The sequence below is a fragment of the Rhizobium sp. FKL33 genome (assembly GCF_005222915.1).
In the GTDB taxonomy this organism is placed as follows: domain Bacteria; phylum Pseudomonadota; class Alphaproteobacteria; order Rhizobiales; family Rhizobiaceae; genus Rhizobium_E.
Genome location: NZ_STFX01000010.1, coordinates 31,254 through 47,057 on the forward strand (window position 1 = coordinate 31,254; position 15,804 = coordinate 47,057).

Sequence of the window (15,804 nt, forward strand, 5' to 3'; positions counted from 1 at the left end):
CAAGATAGGTTCGATCACCTCTGCATGGAGCTGGCAAGCTGCTTTCCTGCTCCATCAGCGCGGAGCCGCATAGGCAGAAGAGGATTGCGATGGATGTGAATTGCCACACTTCATCACCCGCTGCGCTATACTGTCGCTCAGCCTTCGAAGGAACCGTGGCCGAATGCCAACATGCATCGATCTTATCGGTGCGCGCTAAGCCGCCAATCCAATCGTATGCTCGCGGGCCCAGGACAGCATCACCTCGTCGCCTTCCGCGGTCTCCATCGGAGCCGAACTCGGAAGACCGACGCGGATCTCCTGCTCGCCACGCTGGATGAACAGGGTCGTCCAGTGACCGGAGAAGAGACGGCGCGTGAGCCGTCCCGTCAGTCGGTTCAACTCCCCTGATGTCGGATTGGTCGGGGCGGTGATGGCGATCCGTTCGGGGCGGACCAGACAATGCGCGGCGGCGCCGTTCGGTCCGGTCTTGGCGTCGGCAGCGGCCAGAATTTTGACGCCGTCTTGGAGCTCGACTGCCCCATCCGCCCAGCGTCCTTCGAAGATGTTGGCTTCACCCAGAAAGGTGGCGGCAAACAGCGTGTTGGGCCGGTGATAGATGTCGGCGGGCGCGCCTTCTTCGATCACCCGACCGCCGCTCAGAATGCCGATGCGGTCGCTCATCGTCAGGGCTTCTTCCTGGTCATGGGTGACGAAAATCGTGGTGACGCCGATCTCGCGCTGGATGCGTTTCAGCTCCACCTGCATGTCCAGCCGCAGCGACTTGTCGAGTGCGCCGAGCGGCTCGTCGAGCAGCAGCACGCGCGGCTTGATGACGATGGCGCGGGCGAGCGCTACGCGCTGACGCTGGCCGCCCGAGAGCTGATTGGGCTTGCGATGCCCGAGCGCCGACAGTTGCACCAGTTCCAGCGCCTCGCCGACGCGCGTCTTGATCTCCTGCCGCGACACGCCGCGGATTTCCAGCCCGAAGGCGACGTTGTCGAAGACGGTCATGTTGGGAAACAGCGCATAGCTCTGAAACACCATGCCGATATTGCGCTTTTCAAGCGGCACGCGCTCGACGCTTTCGCCGTTCATGGCGATGCGGCCCTGATCGGGATAATCGAAGCCGCCGATCATCCGCAATAGCGTGGTCTTGCCGCTGCCGGACGGGCCGAGCAAGGCGTAGAACCCGCCATCCTCGAAACGGATCGAGACATCGTCGAGCGCCTTGTAAATGCCGAAGCTGCGCGACAGATTGCTGACTTCCACGCTGGCCATCAGTCATTTCCTCCGAATTTGTAGAACCGCGCGGTGAATAGCATCACGCCCATGGAGAGCACGATGATCAGCGTCGACACGGCGTTGATTTCGGGCGTGAAGCCCTTGCGGATGGCGGCGTAGATTTCGACGGGCAGGGTCGTCTCGCCCGGCGTCGCCAGGAAATAGGAAACGACGAACTGGTCGAAAGACACAGCGAAAGCGAAGAGGCCGCCCGCGATGACCCCCGGCGCGATCCAGGGAAGCGTGACGCGGCGCGTCACCTGCCATTGATTTGCGCCGAGCGAGCGGGCGGCCTCTTCGAGCTCCCGGGGAAACGTCTTGAGACGCGCATTCACCACGATGATCACATAAGGCAGCGCAAGCGCGACATGGCCGAGAATGATGGCATGCAATCCGCGGCCGATGCCTACGCCGAAGAAGAAGATCAGCATGGCGGTGCCGGTGATCAGCCAGGGAATGGCGATCGGCGGCAGCAACAGCGCCTGCAGGATTTTCTTGCCGGCGAACTCGTAGCGGAACAGCGCCAGAGACGCCGCCGTGCCGAGAGCAGTCGAAATCACCGTGGTCAGTGCGGCGATTTTCAGGCTGTTGAGCGCAGCCGAAATCAGCTGGTCGTCCTGCCACAGCGCCTCATACCAGGTCGTCGACCACTCGATCGGCAGCATGTAGAAGGGCGAGGCGTTGAACGACATCAGCGCCATGATCACGATTGGCAGATAGAGAAAGGCAAGCAGCACACCGACATAAAGCCGGCCAAGCGCATTGAGAAGCCGTGTGGTTGCGGTCATGACGCCCTCCGCATCACGGGCGACGCCAGCGCCAGGATGATCAGCACGAGCCCGAGCAGAATGAAGGACAGCGCCGCGCCCAGCGGCCAGTTGAACACCGCCACGAACTGGTCCTCGATCACGGTGCCATAGAAAGTGCCGGTGCGGCCGCCGAGAATGCGCGGCTCCATGAACGAGCCGATCACCGGCACGAACACCAGCACGGCGCCCGCCACCACGCCCGGCATGGACAATGGCAGGATGAGCCGACGGAGAATGGTGAAGCGCGAAGCGCCGAGCGACCGCGCAGCCTCGATCAGGCTGTCGTCGATCGCCTGCAGGCTCAGATAGCAGGTGAGCACGATGTAGGGCACATAGGAATGCACCAGCCCGATGATGACGGCCGGATAGGAATACATGAGATCGATATTGATCTCGAAGGGCAGGATGGCGTTGAGCCACGTATCCAGAATGCCGCCGCTTCTGAGCACCATCGCCCAGGAGAAGACGCGGACCAGCCCGTTGCTCCAGAAGGGCAGGATGACGAGCAGGAAGATCATCTCGCGGCTGCGCCCCTTCAGCACTTTCGCCAGCACGAAAGCAGTGGGGAAGCCGAGGACAAGGCACCAGAAGGTCACTTCCAGCGCCAGCCTGAGCGAGGCGAGAAGCAGTGTCGCGTAAATGCCGGTCGAGAAGAAGGCGGCATAGTTGGCGAGCGTCAGCGTCCATGGCTTGCCGGACAGCGGCAGGTCGGTGACGAAGCTGAAGAAGATCATCGCCGACAGCGGCAGAAAAATTGCCACTGTCAGCCAGAGATAGGCGGGAGCGAGCAGCGGCGCCGCCTTCGCGCCATCGGAGATGCGTCCATTGCCGCCCCCGAGGGCTGACGACGCCACAGCTGTTCCCGCCTGTCCCACTGTCATTTCACGTTGACCTTCAGTTCCTGCCAGAGCTGGAGGTACTTTTCGCGGTCGGCGTCGGACACCGGCGCCTGGAACTGGATGCGGGCCGCAACAGCCGGATCACCCATGACGGTGCGGTTGAAGGCGTCTGCCGGAAGGCCTGCGACCGCCTTGGTGTTGGCGGACACCGGCGCGCCGACCTTCGTGTCCCACTCGATATAGAACGCGGGATCGATCATGTAGTTGATGAAGGCTTCCGCGCCCTCGGCATTCTTCGAGCCTTTCGGGATCGAGAAGGCGTCGAGCCAGCCGACCGCGCCTTCTTCCGGAACGACGAAGGTCACTGGCAGCTTGAAGTTCTTCTTGGCGCGACCGGCCGAGCCGCTCCAATAGGTTCCGACATCGATCTGGTTGGCGGCGACCATCTGGTTCCAGTCGTTTTCGGCGCTCCAGAAGGTGCGGATCTGCGGCATCAGCGAGGCGAGCTTCGCCTTGACGGCGTCGAGATCCTTGATGTCGTTGATGTTCTGGCCGCTGGCGATCGCGCCGAACTGGATGGCTTCGAGCGCATCGTCACGCAGCACGACGCGACCCTTATGCGCCGGATCCCACATCACCTGAATGGAGGTCGGCGTCTTGTCGAAGGCCTTGTCGTTGACGGCGATCGAGGTCAATCCCCAGACCCAGGGAACGCCATAAACCTTGCCATCGTGATTGAGCATCGGCGACTTGGCTTTTTCCTCCCCGAGATCGGCGTAATTGCCGATCTTGGAGACGTCGATCGGCTCGATCAGCCCTTCCTTGAAGGCCTGGTCATTGAAGGCTGCGTTGATCATCACCACGTCGTAAAGACCCGGATTGGTGCGCAGCTTGGTGAGCATTTCCTGCTCGGAATTGAAAAAATCGTTGATGACCTTGTGGCCGGTGGCCTTTTCAAAGGCTGCGATGGCCCAGGGCTCATCGGCGCCGTAGCCCTTCCAGTTCAAGACATGGACGTCGCCGGCGAGCGCGGTTTGCGATAGCACGGCAAGCATGGCGGTCGCCGCCAGTTTGGCGAATAGTTTCATGGCATTCTCCTCTCAGTCGCAACGCGCGTTGTTCCCGGTTTTTTCATTGATCACGCTTCCCCGCGCGGCTCAGGAAAAGATCAACGTCTTCGCGGCGGGGCGCGGTGGCTCCGCCGTGTTCGAGTGTGGAAAGGGCGGCGGCGGCATTGGCGTATTCCACCGCCCTTTCCGGAGCGCCGCCGCGGGAGAGTGCGGCGACGAATGCGCCGAGGTGGCAATCGCCTGCGCCGGTCGTGTCGACGGCGGCAACCTCGAATGCAGGAATTGTCTGGGGTTCGGCGTCACGCATGGCGAGGATCGCGCCGGATGCGCCGAGGCGTAGCACCACGCCCTTGGCGCGAGGACAGAGCCTCTCCACGAGTGTGCGCGCGAGATCGCCGGGCTCGAGATCGTCGCCGATCATCGCGATCGCCTCGTCGCGATTGCAGCTCAACCAATCGGCGCGGGCCAGCGCCACATCCAGCCGCTCGCGCGGAATATCCGCAACGATGCCGGTGGGGTCGAAGACGAACGTCAGCCCGGGGTCGACTTCGGACAGGAACCGTGTCTGCTCCCCGCCGGATTGCGGGTAGAGAAGCGTGTAGCCCGAAGTGAACAGCCAATCCGTCGGCCTGAATTCGAGCTCCAGCAGGTCGTCGGCAGACAGGCGGCTCTCGGCGCCGGGATAGGAGACGAAGGTGCGCTCGGCGTCATCCGTCACCATCACGATGCAGACGCCGGTGTCTTCCCCCTGATAGAGCGGCGTCAGCACGTCTATTTCTTCGTCGCGGAATGCTTTGTGCAGTATGGCGCCAGCGGGCCCATCGCCGATCCGGCCGGCGAAGGCGGTGGCGAGACCGCTCCGCTTGGCCGCCGCCATCATATTGAAACCGCCGCCCGGCATGGAGAAGTAAGACGAGGCGATCAGGTCTTCGCCCGGCCGAGGCAGCCGATCCAGCCGATAGATGAAATCGATAACGGCGCTGCCGAAATGAACAAGCCGAGGCTCAGCCATCGCCGCCTCCGCCGCTTGCGGCGATCCGCGCCGTCACCAGCGCCTCGACCAGATGATCGACCTCCGCAAGATCGATGCCGCGCAGTTTCGCGATTCTGTCCTGTGGCAGGGTCTGCATGCCAGAGCATGCGCCGGCCATGGAGCAGGCGATCGCGCCGATCGTGTCGGTGTCGCCGCCGAGATTGGCGGCGATAACCGCCGCCTTCCAGCAATCGCCATCGGCGAGCGCGAGCGCCGCGAAAGCGGCGGGTACGGATTCCTGCGAGGCGACGCTCGAGCCGAGAATTGCAAAGAGGCGCATAACGTCCTCTCTCGATTGCGCTTTCCCTGCAAGGTCCAGCGCCAGTTCGATGCGGGCGGCGAGTTGGCCGCCGGCGATCCAGACGCCCTGATCCGCGCCGGCTCTTGCGGCGTCTGCCGCCTTCGCTGCGGCGTCGCGCCAGCCCATGCCGTCGAGGCCTGAACTGATTACCATGGCGACGGCGGAGGCGGCCGAAATGGCGATCGAGGTGTTGTGCGTGGCCCGGCAGGTTTCGGCCACCCGCGCGATGAGGTCGGACGAAGGCGGCGACATGATCCCGACTGGGGCAATGCGCATGGCGGCGCCATTGGTGTCGCCGTAGCGGCCAGCCTGTTCGGGCGTCATGCCGTTGCGGATCGCCTCGATGGCGCGCTTGGTCGAAGGCCCCAGGAGATCATAACCGCCGCGTCGGCGGATGTCGTCTTCCCAGGCGACCAGCGCCTCGATCCAGGCGTGATGATCGAAACCGGCGGGCGAGGCCAGCAGCACCTTGGCGAGCAGCAGCGTCTGCTCGGTGTCGTCGGTGATCGCGCCGGCCTCGAGCCCCTTGGAGACGGGATGATCGGCGTCAGGGGCGACGAAATCGTCGACATGTCCGTAGCGCGCCGCAATCTGATCCGCCGACAGCAGTTGCGTCGGCATGCCCATTGCATCGCCGAGCGCGCCGCCGATCAGCGCTGCACGGGCGCGATCCATCATCTCTGTTTTCGAAAGCGGCATGCGTTAGAACTCCAGATGCAAGGCGAAATAGGCGGGATGCAGCAGGCTGACGACATATTCGATCGGTCTGCCGTCTTCGTCGCGGCTGAGCCGGCGGGTCCTCAGAAAAGCGGAGCCGGCTGCATTCTTGAGCAGTTCGGCGTCTTCGGCCGAGAGCATTTCAATGTCGGCCCATTCCTCGCCCTTGGCGGGAACCAGCCCCGCCTCGCGCATGGTTTCCCGGAGCGAACCGGCGGTCAGACCGCGGATCGGCAGCGATTCCAGCTCCGGCAGAAGCGGCAGCCGGCTGCGCTCCAGCGAAATGGGTGTATCGCCCACGGTCAGGCAGCGCAGACGGTCGATGGCGATGAACAGGTCCCGCTCTGCGCCGATCTCGGCCGCCAGCGCCTTGTCCTCAAGCACCTCGATGCGCAGCACGCGCGTGGTCGTTTCCGCGCCGACATCGGCGAGCGCGCGCGACCAACCGGCGGCGTCATTGATCGTCTTACCTTCGAAGGTCACGAAGGAGCCGATGCCCACTTTGGTGGTGATCAGCCCGCGGTTGTTCAATTCTTCCAGCCCCTTGCGGAGCGTGTTGCGGCTCACCGAAAAGCGCTGCACCAGCTGGTTTTCGCTCTGCAAACGCTCGCCGAAGCCCAGTTTGCCGGTAAGGATCTCCTGTTCCAGCACATTGGCGATCTGCGTCGGTTTGGGCGCGCCGGGTGATAAAGCTCTCTTCATCAGAATCTGCTGTCTACCTGTTCTGTAAACCTGTTCACACCTGTATAAAATGGGGTCGCAAGCTGTTTGTCAATCGCGATTCCACGCGACGCGCAAAAAGCGGGATCGAGACACGATGTCTGGATAGGGGAGCAAGGCGTTTATACGAAGACGCCATCCGGATCGCCCTTTCGGCAATCCGGTTTCATCGACGGGTGAGTGCGCTTAAAGCGCGGCAATCCGGGATGGCGAGAAATCTTCCAGCAGGCCCGTATAGGTCTTGTGGACGGGCGTCGCGTAAGCCCCGCGTTTAGCCGTCTTGAGGCCGAGGGCGACCAGCGCTTCCGCCTGCTTCACGGCGGCGGCGACGCCATCGACGATGGGGACGCCGAATTCATGCCGGAGTTGCTCCACGAGATCCGCCATGCCGGCGCAGCCGAGCACGATGGCCTCGGCCTTGTCGTCGCGGAGCGCGGTGGCGATTTCATTGCGCAACCGGTCGCGGGCGTTGGACTGCGGGTCTTCTAGCGACAGGACCGGGATATCGGCGGCGCGGACCTTGCAGCGTCCGGCCATGCCATAGCGATGGACGAGCCCCTCCAGCGGCAGCCGCGACCGCTCCATGGTGGTGACGATGGTGAAACGCTGCGCGATGAAGGCCGTCGAGGCGAGCGCCGCCTCGCAGATGCCGATGACGGGGATGCTGGCAAGCGCCCGGGCGGCGTCGAGGCCGGTGTCGTCGAAACAGGCGATGATGGCGGCGTCAGCCCCGGCTTTCTCGCCCTTGGCAAGCTCCAAAAGCAGGCCGGGCACGGCGAAGGCTTCGTCGTAATAGCCTTCGATCGACACGGGTCCCATCGACGAGGTGACGGCGACGATCTCGGTCAAGTCATTTTTCACCCGACTTGCTGCGTCCGCTGCCGTGGCCGTCATCGTCTTCGTCGTATTGGGATTGATCAGAAGTATCCGGGTCACGCGCGCATCCGTCTGCGATTGATCAGCATGATCGTTCCGATCGTCACGGAGATCACCAGGAAGGAGAAGAAGGTCGTCACGGCTCCGAGTGCATAGAGCACGGGCGTCGTGACATTGGTGGTCATGCCGTAGATTTCGAGCGGCAGAGTGTTGTAGGTGCCCGATGTCATCAGCGTGCGGGCGAATTCGTCATAGGAGAGCGAGAAGCCGAACAGGCCGACGCCCACCAGGCTCGGGGCGATCATCGGCAGGACCACGTGATAGAAAGTCTGCCAGGAATTGGCGCCCAGATCGCGGGCGGCTTCTTCATACGCCGGCGAGAAGCGGTTGAACACTGCGAACATGATCAGCACGCCGAAGGGCAGCGTCCAGGTGAGATGCGCGCCGAAGCCCGAGGAATACCAGGCCGGCTGCAGGCCAAGCTGCGAGAACAGCACGCCGATGCCGAGCGAGATAATGATCGAAGGAACGACGAGGCTTGCGACCGAGAGATAGAACAGCGGCGTAGCACCAATGAACTTGCGGCGGAAGGCGAGGCCCGCGAGCAGCGACACCAGCACCGTGACGACCATCACCATCAGGCCGAGGAAGAGCGAGCGCCGGAAGGAGCCGCCGAAATCGCCCACCGCCTGCTTCTCGAACAGATTGACGAACCAGTGCACCGACACGCCATTGAGCGGGAAGGTCAGTCCCCCATTCGGCCCCTGAAAGGCGAGGATGAGGATGGCGGACATCGGCCCGTAGAGAAACAGCACGAAGAGCGCGAAGAAGATCGCGAGGATATAGAATTCTCGGGAGCGTTTTTCTCGATGCATGGTTCAAAGCTCCTTGCGGATATCGACGACGCGGAGAATGGCGGCCACCATCAGCAGCACCAGGATCAGCAGCACGACGGCGTTGGCGGCGGCGGCGGGATATTGCAGCAGCGACATCTGGTTCTTCATCATAAGCGCTACCGAGGCGCTCTGGCCGCCCGACATAACCTGCACCGTGGAGAAGTCCGCCATCACTAGCGTGACCACGAAAATCGTGCCGATGGCCATTCCGGGCTTGGCGAGCGGGATGATGACATTGGTGAGGATCTGCCAGCTCGAAGCGCCGGCGTCGCGAGCGGCTTCCACCAGCGATTTGTCGATGCGGGTCAGCGTGTTGAAGATGGGCGTGACCATGAACAGCGTATAAAGATGCACCATGGCCAGCACCACGGCGAAATCGGAATAGAGCAACCATTCGATCGGCTGCGGCACGATGCCTGCCCCGACCAGCGCCTGGTTGATCAGGCCGTTGCGCCCCAGCACCGGAATCCAGGAGATCATGCGGATGATGTTCGACGTCAGGAACGGCACGGTGCAGACCAGGAACAATACTGTCTGCATAGCGCTCGACCGGATATGGAACGCCAGGAAATAGGCGACCCAGAAGCCGATGAACAGCGTGATCACCCAGACGATCGCCGCGAATTTCAGCGTGTTGAGATAGGTCTTCCACGTCACCCAGGAGCCGAGCGTTTCGGTATAATTGAAGGTGACGAAATCTGGATACATCTGGGCGAAATCGTAATCCCAGAAGCTGACCACCGCGATCAGCAGGATCGGCGCGAGCAGAAATGCGGCCAGGATCAAGGTCAGGGGAGCCGCTTGAAGATAGGGCGGCAGCCATGCGGGCAGGCGCAACGTGCGCGCCGAAGGCTTGTCGCTCACGCCGATCAATCTGACTGTGGTCATGGCTGTCTCCCCGAAAAAATTGGATCTTCAGGGAGTCTTGGAGGAAGCGTTTGCCCCTCATCCCCCTGCCGGGACCTTCTCCCCGCGCGCGGGGAGAAGGAGGATGTGGCGATGACGGCGCGCCGATCGCCCTTCTCTCCGCAAGCGGGGAGAAGGTGGCGGCAGCCGGATCAGGGGCGGTGCTCCACCCCTCGCGTTGATCACGCCGCGATGAACTCGTTCCAGCGGCGAACCATGTAGCGGTCTTCGTCCATGACCGAGTTCCAGCAGGCGACTTTGCCCATGCGCTCTTCGAAGGAACCGCCGTCGCGCACTGCGCCGGCCTTCTCCATGACCTTGCCTTCCGGCGACATGATCTCGCCCTTGGCCGGCTTGCCTTCGATCCAGTAGCCCCACTCGTCTTCGGACATGAAGCCCTTGGCGGTGTCCATGCAGGCCGAATAGTAGCCCTGACGGTTGAGATAGCCGCCGACCCAGCCGGAGGTGTACCAGTTGATATATTCATAGGCGGCGTCGAGCTGCGCGCCTTCGAGATGCGCGGCGAGGCCGAGACCGCCGCCCCACGAGCGGTAGCCTTCCTTGAGCGGCTGGTATTTGCAGGCGATGCCCTTGGAGCGGACGGCGGCGACGGCCGGCGACCACATGGACTGGATGACGACTTCGCCCGAGGCCATCAGGTTGACCGACTCGTCGAAGCTCTTCCAGAAGGCGCGGAACTGGCCGGCCTGCTTGGCCTTGATCAGGAAATCGATGGTGGTGTCGATCTCCGCCTTGGTCATGTTGCCCTTGTCGGCATATTTGATCACGCCCATCGCTTCGCAGATCATGGCGGCGTCCATGATGCCGATCGACGGAATGTTGAGGATCGAGGTCTTGCCCTTGAAGGCGGGATCCATGATGTCGGCCCAGGTGGTGATCTCGCGACCGACCAAGTCAGGGCGGATGCCCAGCGTGTCGGCGTTGTAAATCGTCGGCATCATGGTGAAGAATTCGGTTTCGCCCTTGGCGAAAGTCTTGGTGTCCTTGCTTTCGACATAGCCGACGGTGTGCGGGGCGGTGCCCTGGGCGATCACGCTGTCGGGAAGCAGCTTGCCGGTTTTGAACAGCGGCACGACCTTGTCGTAATATTTCAGCTTCTTGGTTTCCATCGGCTGGATCACGCCGGTCGGATAGACCTTCTTCAGGATCCAGTATTCGATATCCGCGATGTCGTAGGAGTTCGGCTGGGTGACTGCGCGCTGGGCGGCGGCGTCGGAATCGGTCGCCGTCATCTCGAGCGTGATGCCGAGGTCCTTCTTGCACTGCTCGGCGATGGCGTTGATGTTGGAGACGCCGGTGCCGAACTGGCGGAGCGTGATCGGGTTCTGCGCCCAGATGGTGGGGAAGCCGGTGATGACGCCGGCGCCGGCTGCGGCGCCGACGGCTGCGGCGCCGGTCTTGAGCAGTGAGCGGCGGGTGACGCCGGTCTTCGCCGGAGTGGTGTTTTCAGTGGTCATGCGCAGTCTCCTCTGAGGTTTTTTGTTGTTACTTTTCAAGTTTGCCGAGCACGATGACGTCGCCCGGATTCCACATCAGCGGCAGGGCGTCTCCGACGGAGATCGTCCGGCTGAAGAAGTCGTCGTCGCGCAGGATGGCGGTAAAGTCGTCGACGCCGGCGCCGGCCAGCGAGAGCTTCACGGTCGAGCCGCGATATTCGATATTGGTCACCACGCCGTTGAAGCCGAAGCCCGGCAGCGATGTCTCGCCGATCATCACGCGGTCGGTGCGGATGGCGATGTCGACAGCTTCACCCGCGGCGGGGCCCTGGCCCGGGGCCGCGAACTGGCCGCCGCCGGCGACATCGAGCGTCAATCCGCTATCGGACACCGAGGCGACGCGGCCGGAAACGACGTTATGGTCGCCCATGAACCGCGCCACGAAGGCGGTGGCGGGCCGCTCGAACACTTCGCGCGGCGACGCCGCCTGCTCGATGCGGCCGTCATTCATCACCACGACGATGTCCGCGAGCGCCATGGCCTCTTCCTGGCTGTGCGTCACATGTACGAAAGTGATGCCCAGCGAGGTCTGCAGCTTCTTCAGTTCTGCGCGCATGCGGATCTTCAGGAAGGGGTCGAGCGCCGACAGCGGCTCGTCGAGCAGCAGCACTTCCGGATCGGTGATCAGCGCCCGCGCCAGCGCCACGCGCTGCTGCTGGCCGCCGGACAATTGCGCCGGGCGTCGCGTGGCGTAGGGTTCGAGCTGCATCAGCTTCAGCATTTCGAGCGCCTTCGACCGGCGCACATCCTTGTCGACGCCTTTCATCTTCAGGCTGAAGGCCACGTTGTCGACGAGATCGAGATGCGGGAACAGCGCATAGGACTGAAACATCATCGCCGTGCCGCGCTTGGCGGGCGGCAGATCGGTGATGAGCGTGTTGCCGAGCAGGATGTCGCCTGTCGAAATCGTCTCATGCCCAGCGATCATTCGCAGCGTAGAGGTCTTGCCGCAGCCGGATGGCCCCAGAAGGCAGCAATAGGAACCAGCGGGAATCTTGAGGCTGATCGCATGCACGGCGGTCGTTTGGCCGTAGATCTTGGATACGGCGGCGATGTCGATGTCTGCGGCTTTGCTCATGCGGCGCTCCTTTTCGCGTCGCAACATGTGATGCATGCCGCGTGCCAGTTCGAAAAAGCCTAGGAGTCAGGCGCGATTCTGCGGGTTACGGCGGTCTTCGCCGTTGTTTTCATCATTGCGGTAAATATGCTGCGCATTATTTGTGCGATTGTCATCAATATGCATATCATATTGTATGCAATATCCGTGTCGGCTGGATGCGATTGCAGGTTCCCCCGAGGTCGATTTCGCGATAGAAAGACTCTGCACGAAAGAAGCGCCATGAATCTCATCGATAAGAACCTTTTGCTCGACCAGAACCAGGAAGATCGCGCCCAGTCGATCCGCGACAGCCTGCGCGATGCGATCATCGATCGCCGTCTGGGGCCGGGCTCGAAACTCGCCGAAGCCGAAGTCGGCGCGCTGTTCGATGTCAGCCGGACGGTGGTGCGGTCGGCTTTGCAAATGCTGGCTTACGAAGGGCTGGTGCGGATCGAGCGCAATCGCGGCGCATTCGTCTCCAATCCGACCCCGGAAGAGGCGCGACAGGTGTTCGACACCCGGCGTCTCATCGAGCCGGGGATCGTGCGCGCGGCAACCGTGCGGATTTCAAAAGCCGATATCGAGGATCTGCGGGATCATCTAATCCTGGAAGACCGGTTCATGAACGAGCGCGGTCCGGCGGCGCGACGGGCGGAGATCAAGGCGTCAGGCGATTTTCATCTCAAGATCGCCCGGCATTCCGGCAACGCCATTCTCGAAAAATTCATGGACGAACTGGTGGCCCGTTCGTCGCTGGTAATCGCGCTCTATGGCCGCACCGGCGTTTCCCGCTGCGGCCACAGCGAACATCGCGATTTGCTGGACGCCATGGAGCGTGGCGATGCGGACCGCGCCTGCGCTCTGATGCTGCATCACATCGATCATATCGAGGCGGATCTCGATCTGCGCGAGGTGGCGGCGATGACGCTGAAGGACGCCCTGGCGACCTGAGCGCTTATAGCCCCTAAAATCAGCGGCTTGCGATATACATCGGCCCGCCGGTATGGGCCGGAAATCCATAGCCGTTGATGAGCACGAGATCGATATCGCTGGCTCGGAGCGCCACCCCGGCATCCAGGAGACGCTGGCCTTCGTCCGCCATGGCTTTCAGCAGTCGATCGACAATCTCTTGCTCCGAAAAGCTCTGTGGAGCGATGTTTTTCGAGGCGCGGAGTTCGGCGATGAGCGCGGTCACATCGGCATCCACCATGCGTTTGCCGTCGACATATCTGTACCAGCCCAGGCCGTTCTTCTGGCCAAGACGTCCGGCTTCACATAGCCTGTCGGCTGTTTCCACATAGCGCTCGGCTGGATCGCGCGTCGCCGCCTGCCGCTTGCGTCGCGCCCAGGCGATTTCCAGTCCGGCGAGATCGGAAATGGCGAAGGGGCCCATGGCCATGCCAAAGGCTTCGATCGCGCCGTCGACCTCATGCGGCTCAGCGCCGTCTTCCACGAGATATTCGGCCTCGCGGCGATAGGCGGAGAAGATCCGGTTGCCGATGAAGCCCTCAGTGACACCCGAATAGATCGGCAGCTTGCGCATCGCCTTGGCGACGGCGAAGCCGGTGGCGACCACATCAGGCGCGGATTTCGCGCCGCGCACCACTTCCACCAGCCGCATGATATGCGCCGGCGAAAAGAAGTGTAGTCCGAGAATGCGCTCAGGACGGGCGGTCGCAGCGGCAATCACATCGGGATCGAGATAAGAGGTGTTGGTGGCCAGAATGGCGTCGTCGCGCACGACGCCGTCGAGTCTGCGGAAGAGATCGATCTTGACGTCGAGATCGTCGAACACCGCTTCGATCACGAGATCGGCGTCGGCCAGAGCGGCGAGGTCGCTGGCGACAGTCAGACGAGCGAGCCGACCCGCATGCGCTGCCGGGTCGATGCGTCCACTCGACAGCGCCTTATCGACAAGGCCGGTGATGCGCAGCCGCCCTTTTTCGGCGGCATCCGCCGTCTGTTCGACGACTGTGACGCTAAAACCGGCATCCAGCGCTGCGACGGCGATGCCCGATCCCATCAGGCCTGCGCCAACCACGCCCAATGTCTGGATCTTCCGCGGCGCCACGCCTTCGAGGCCGGGGATCTTGCCTGCTTCGCGTTCGGCGAAGAAGACGTGCCGCAAGGCTGCGGATTGCGGCGATTGTTTTAGCTTCAGGAAGGCGGCGCGTTCCTGGGCAAGGCCGTCCGGGAGCGGCGTCCGGCCTGCGGTTTCGATCAGCGTCACCGCTTCTCCTGGGGCGATCTGGCCTTTTGCCTTCGACAGGACTTTGCGCTTTGCAACTGCGATGTCTTCGTCGGAAGCAGGGGGAGTAGTCATCTCCCCGGTCTTGCGGAAACGATGGCCAACTGCCTCCGACGCAACGTCGATCGCATGGGCGACGGGGTTTGCGGCGATCGCGTCTATGACGCTGAGCGACAGCGCTTCATCCGCCTTGACACTTCGGCCGGAACCGATCAGGTCGATGGCTATGGCTGCGCCGGTCAGTCGCGGCAGGCGCTGCGTGCCGCCCGCGCCGGGGATCAGACCCAGCTTGACTTCGGGGAATGCGACAGAGGCGCTCAGTGCGGCGATGCGGTAGTGGCAGGCGAGCGCAATCTCCAGCCCGCCGCCGAGCGCTGCGCCGTTCAATGCAGCAATGATCGGCTTCGATGAATTTTCGAGCAACTGGCAGACATCGGGCAAGATGGGATCAACAGGCGGTTTGTCGAATTCGGTGATATCGGCGCCGCCCACGAAGATCCGCCCGGCGCCTGTCAGAACGACAGCCTTGATTGCAGGATCATTGTGAGCATCGGCGATGGCTGCAGCAAGTCCCTGCCGCATCGCAAGCGAGGCGGCGTTGACGGGCGGGTTGTCGATGGTGATCACCAGAACGCCGTCCTGCGCCACGCCGCTGACGCAGATCGAATAGGTTCTCACCGGGTTTGCCGCCGCGTTTGTCATGATCAGGCGTCCGGAATGACGGCTGTGGCCTGAATTTCGATCTTGGCGCGATCTTCGACCAGCGCCACCACCTGCATGGCGGCCATGGCGGGATAGTGCCGACCGATCGTCTCGCGATAGGCCTGGCCGATGCCCTTGAGATTGCCGAGATATTCCTGCTTGTCGGTGAAATACCATGTCATCGAGGTGATGTGTTTGGGCTCGGCGCCGGCTTCGGCCAGCACGGCCACGACATTCTCCAGCGTCTGGCGCACCTGGCCGACGAAGTCATCGGTTTCGAACTGGTTCTGGCCGTTCCAGCCGATCTGGCCGCCGACGAAGATCATGCGTCCACGCGCCTCGACGCCGTTGGCGTAGCCGATGGGCTTGGCCCAGCCTTCAGGTTGCAGGATCGTGTGCATGGTCGGTCTCCAGATGATGGGTCAGCGCGGCGCGGAGGTGATCCGGCCACGGGCAGGAAGAATGGGTGTCGAGGGATGTGGCGACCAGCCGATGGCTGGCGGTGAACAGATCGTCGCCGCGCGCCGAGACAGTGTGGTCGAGGTCGAGCGAGGTGCGTCCGATGCCCGCGACCTTGATGGCAAATTGCAGCAGATCGCCGTGAAAGCCCGGTCGCTTGAAAGTCAGATTGAGGCTCACGGTCGGCGTCCCCATCCTGAGATCTTCGATCATCGGGCGACGCGGGGCGCCGAGCGCGGCGAAGAACTCCTCGATCGCGCCATCGAGAAGGCGCAGATAAGACGGGTAATAGGCGATGCCGCTCGGGTCGCAGTCGCCGAAACGCAAGGGCGTGGTATGCTGGAACATC

At 62.7% G+C, this 15,804-nt stretch carries 16 protein-coding genes; 1 reads left to right on the plus strand and 15 read right to left on the minus strand.

The genetic code is table 11. The annotated features are described in order from the left end of the window. Positions 1 to 195: 195 nt before the first annotated feature. From E8Q41_RS07770 to E8Q41_RS26190, 12 genes are all read right to left on the minus strand, one after another. On the minus strand, positions 196 to 1,260 hold the full coding sequence (locus E8Q41_RS07770) for an ABC transporter ATP-binding protein (protein ID WP_137154958.1): 1,065 nt from the start codon (positions 1,258 to 1,260) through the stop codon (positions 196 to 198). Continuing rightward, the gene (locus E8Q41_RS07775) at positions 1,260 to 2,051 is read right to left on the minus strand and encodes an ABC transporter permease (protein WP_137154959.1); all 792 of its coding nucleotides are present in this window, start codon (positions 2,049 to 2,051) and stop codon (positions 1,260 to 1,262) included. The genes E8Q41_RS07770 and E8Q41_RS07775 overlap by 1 nt, the downstream gene beginning before the upstream one ends. Continuing rightward, a complete protein-coding gene (locus tag E8Q41_RS07780) occupies positions 2,048 to 2,806 on the minus strand; it encodes an ABC transporter permease (RefSeq protein WP_246660126.1) in 759 nt (252 codons plus the stop codon). The genes E8Q41_RS07775 and E8Q41_RS07780 overlap by 4 nt, the downstream gene beginning before the upstream one ends. Positions 2,807 to 2,949: 143 nt before the next feature. Continuing rightward, a complete protein-coding gene (locus E8Q41_RS07785; protein WP_137154961.1) occupies positions 2,950 to 3,999 on the minus strand; it encodes an ABC transporter substrate-binding protein in 1,050 nt (349 codons plus the stop codon). 43 nt (positions 4,000 to 4,042) lie between these two features. Further along, complete coding sequence (locus E8Q41_RS07790) at positions 4,043 to 4,993, minus strand: PfkB family carbohydrate kinase (RefSeq protein WP_137154962.1); 951 nt, start codon at positions 4,991 to 4,993, stop codon at positions 4,043 to 4,045. Next, positions 4,986 to 6,014: an ADP-ribosylglycohydrolase family protein gene (locus E8Q41_RS07795; protein WP_137154963.1), complete on the minus strand. Its 1,029-nt coding sequence runs from the start codon at positions 6,012 to 6,014 to the stop codon at positions 4,986 to 4,988. Before E8Q41_RS07795 ends, E8Q41_RS07790 begins: the two co-directional genes overlap by 8 nt. 3 nt (positions 6,015 to 6,017) lie before the next feature. Beyond that, positions 6,018 to 6,734, minus strand: a complete 717-nt coding sequence (locus E8Q41_RS07800; RefSeq protein ID WP_137154964.1) for a GntR family transcriptional regulator — start codon at positions 6,732 to 6,734, stop codon at positions 6,018 to 6,020. Positions 6,735 to 6,938: 204 nt separating this feature from the next. Then, entirely contained in the window at positions 6,939 to 7,688 is a 750-nt protein-coding gene (locus tag E8Q41_RS07805) for an aspartate/glutamate racemase family protein (RefSeq protein WP_281405300.1), read from the minus strand. Continuing rightward, a complete protein-coding gene (locus E8Q41_RS07810; protein ID WP_137154965.1) occupies positions 7,685 to 8,503 on the minus strand; it encodes an ABC transporter permease in 819 nt (272 codons plus the stop codon). The genes E8Q41_RS07805 and E8Q41_RS07810 overlap by 4 nt, the downstream gene beginning before the upstream one ends. A 3-nt stretch (positions 8,504 to 8,506) precedes the next feature. Beyond that, entirely contained in the window at positions 8,507 to 9,412 is a 906-nt protein-coding gene (locus tag E8Q41_RS07815) for an ABC transporter permease (protein ID WP_137154966.1), read from the minus strand. A 200-nt stretch (positions 9,413 to 9,612) separates the two neighbouring features. Next, positions 9,613 to 10,908, minus strand: a complete 1,296-nt coding sequence (locus tag E8Q41_RS07820; protein ID WP_137154967.1) for a PotD/PotF family extracellular solute-binding protein — start codon at positions 10,906 to 10,908, stop codon at positions 9,613 to 9,615. 28 nt (positions 10,909 to 10,936) lie between these two features. Further along, entirely contained in the window at positions 10,937 to 12,025 is a 1,089-nt protein-coding gene (locus tag E8Q41_RS26190; RefSeq protein WP_137154968.1) for an ABC transporter ATP-binding protein, read from the minus strand. 261 nt (positions 12,026 to 12,286) lie between these two features. On the opposite strand from E8Q41_RS26190, the gene E8Q41_RS07830 reads away from it, so the two are divergent. Then, entirely contained in the window at positions 12,287 to 12,997 is a 711-nt protein-coding gene (locus E8Q41_RS07830; protein WP_137154969.1) for a GntR family transcriptional regulator, read from the plus strand. A 19-nt stretch (positions 12,998 to 13,016) separates the two neighbouring features. Here the strand turns inward: E8Q41_RS07830 and E8Q41_RS07835 are convergent, their stop codons facing one another. The 3 genes from E8Q41_RS07835 to E8Q41_RS07845 are packed head-to-tail and all read right to left on the minus strand — an operon-like array spanning position 13,017 to position 15,803. Next, entirely contained in the window at positions 13,017 to 14,996 is a 1,980-nt protein-coding gene (locus tag E8Q41_RS07835; RefSeq protein WP_137154970.1) for a 3-hydroxyacyl-CoA dehydrogenase NAD-binding domain-containing protein, read from the minus strand. Between the two features lie 2 nt (positions 14,997 to 14,998). Then, positions 14,999 to 15,397 carry a RidA family protein gene (locus E8Q41_RS07840; protein WP_137154971.1) on the minus strand — a complete coding sequence of 133 codons (399 nt, stop codon included), beginning with the start codon at positions 15,395 to 15,397 and terminating at the stop codon, positions 14,999 to 15,001. Further along, positions 15,375 to 15,803 (minus strand): thioesterase family protein, encoded by a 429-nt coding sequence (locus E8Q41_RS07845; RefSeq protein ID WP_137154972.1) that lies wholly within the window; start codon positions 15,801 to 15,803, stop codon positions 15,375 to 15,377. Before E8Q41_RS07845 ends, E8Q41_RS07840 begins: the two co-directional genes overlap by 23 nt. Position 15,804: the final 1 nt, after the last annotated feature.

Coding starts and splice junctions, on each gene's coding strand:
- E8Q41_RS07770 (WP_137154958.1), bottom strand. CDS start 1,260: ATGGCCAGCGTGGAAGTCAGCAATCTGTCGCGCAGCTTCGGCATTTAC.
- E8Q41_RS07775 (WP_137154959.1), bottom strand. CDS start 2,051: ATGACCGCAACCACACGGCTTCTCAATGCGCTTGGCCGGCTTTATGTC.
- E8Q41_RS07780 (WP_246660126.1), bottom strand. CDS start 2,806: ATGATCTTCTTCAGCTTCGTCACCGACCTGCCGCTGTCCGGCAAGCCA.
- E8Q41_RS07785 (WP_137154961.1), bottom strand. CDS start 3,999: ATGAAACTATTCGCCAAACTGGCGGCGACCGCCATGCTTGCCGTGCTA.
- E8Q41_RS07790 (WP_137154962.1), bottom strand. CDS start 4,993: ATGGCTGAGCCTCGGCTTGTTCATTTCGGCAGCGCCGTTATCGATTTC.
- E8Q41_RS07795 (WP_137154963.1), bottom strand. CDS start 6,014: ATGCCGCTTTCGAAAACAGAGATGATGGATCGCGCCCGTGCAGCGCTG.
- E8Q41_RS07800 (WP_137154964.1), bottom strand. CDS start 6,734: ATGAAGAGAGCTTTATCACCCGGCGCGCCCAAACCGACGCAGATCGCC.
- E8Q41_RS07810 (WP_137154965.1), bottom strand. CDS start 8,503: ATGCATCGAGAAAAACGCTCCCGAGAATTCTATATCCTCGCGATCTTC.
- E8Q41_RS07815 (WP_137154966.1), bottom strand. CDS start 9,412: ATGACCACAGTCAGATTGATCGGCGTGAGCGACAAGCCTTCGGCGCGC.
- E8Q41_RS07820 (WP_137154967.1), bottom strand. CDS start 10,908: ATGACCACTGAAAACACCACTCCGGCGAAGACCGGCGTCACCCGCCGC.
- E8Q41_RS26190 (WP_137154968.1), bottom strand. CDS start 12,025: ATGAGCAAAGCCGCAGACATCGACATCGCCGCCGTATCCAAGATCTAC.
- E8Q41_RS07830 (WP_137154969.1), top strand. CDS start 12,287: ATGAATCTCATCGATAAGAACCTTTTGCTCGACCAGAACCAGGAAGAT.
- E8Q41_RS07835 (WP_137154970.1), bottom strand. CDS start 14,996: ATGACAAACGCGGCGGCAAACCCGGTGAGAACCTATTCGATCTGCGTC.
- E8Q41_RS07840 (WP_137154971.1), bottom strand. CDS start 15,397: ATGCACACGATCCTGCAACCTGAAGGCTGGGCCAAGCCCATCGGCTAC.
- E8Q41_RS07845 (WP_137154972.1), bottom strand. CDS start 15,803: ATGTTCCAGCATACCACGCCCTTGCGTTTCGGCGACTGCGACCCGAGC.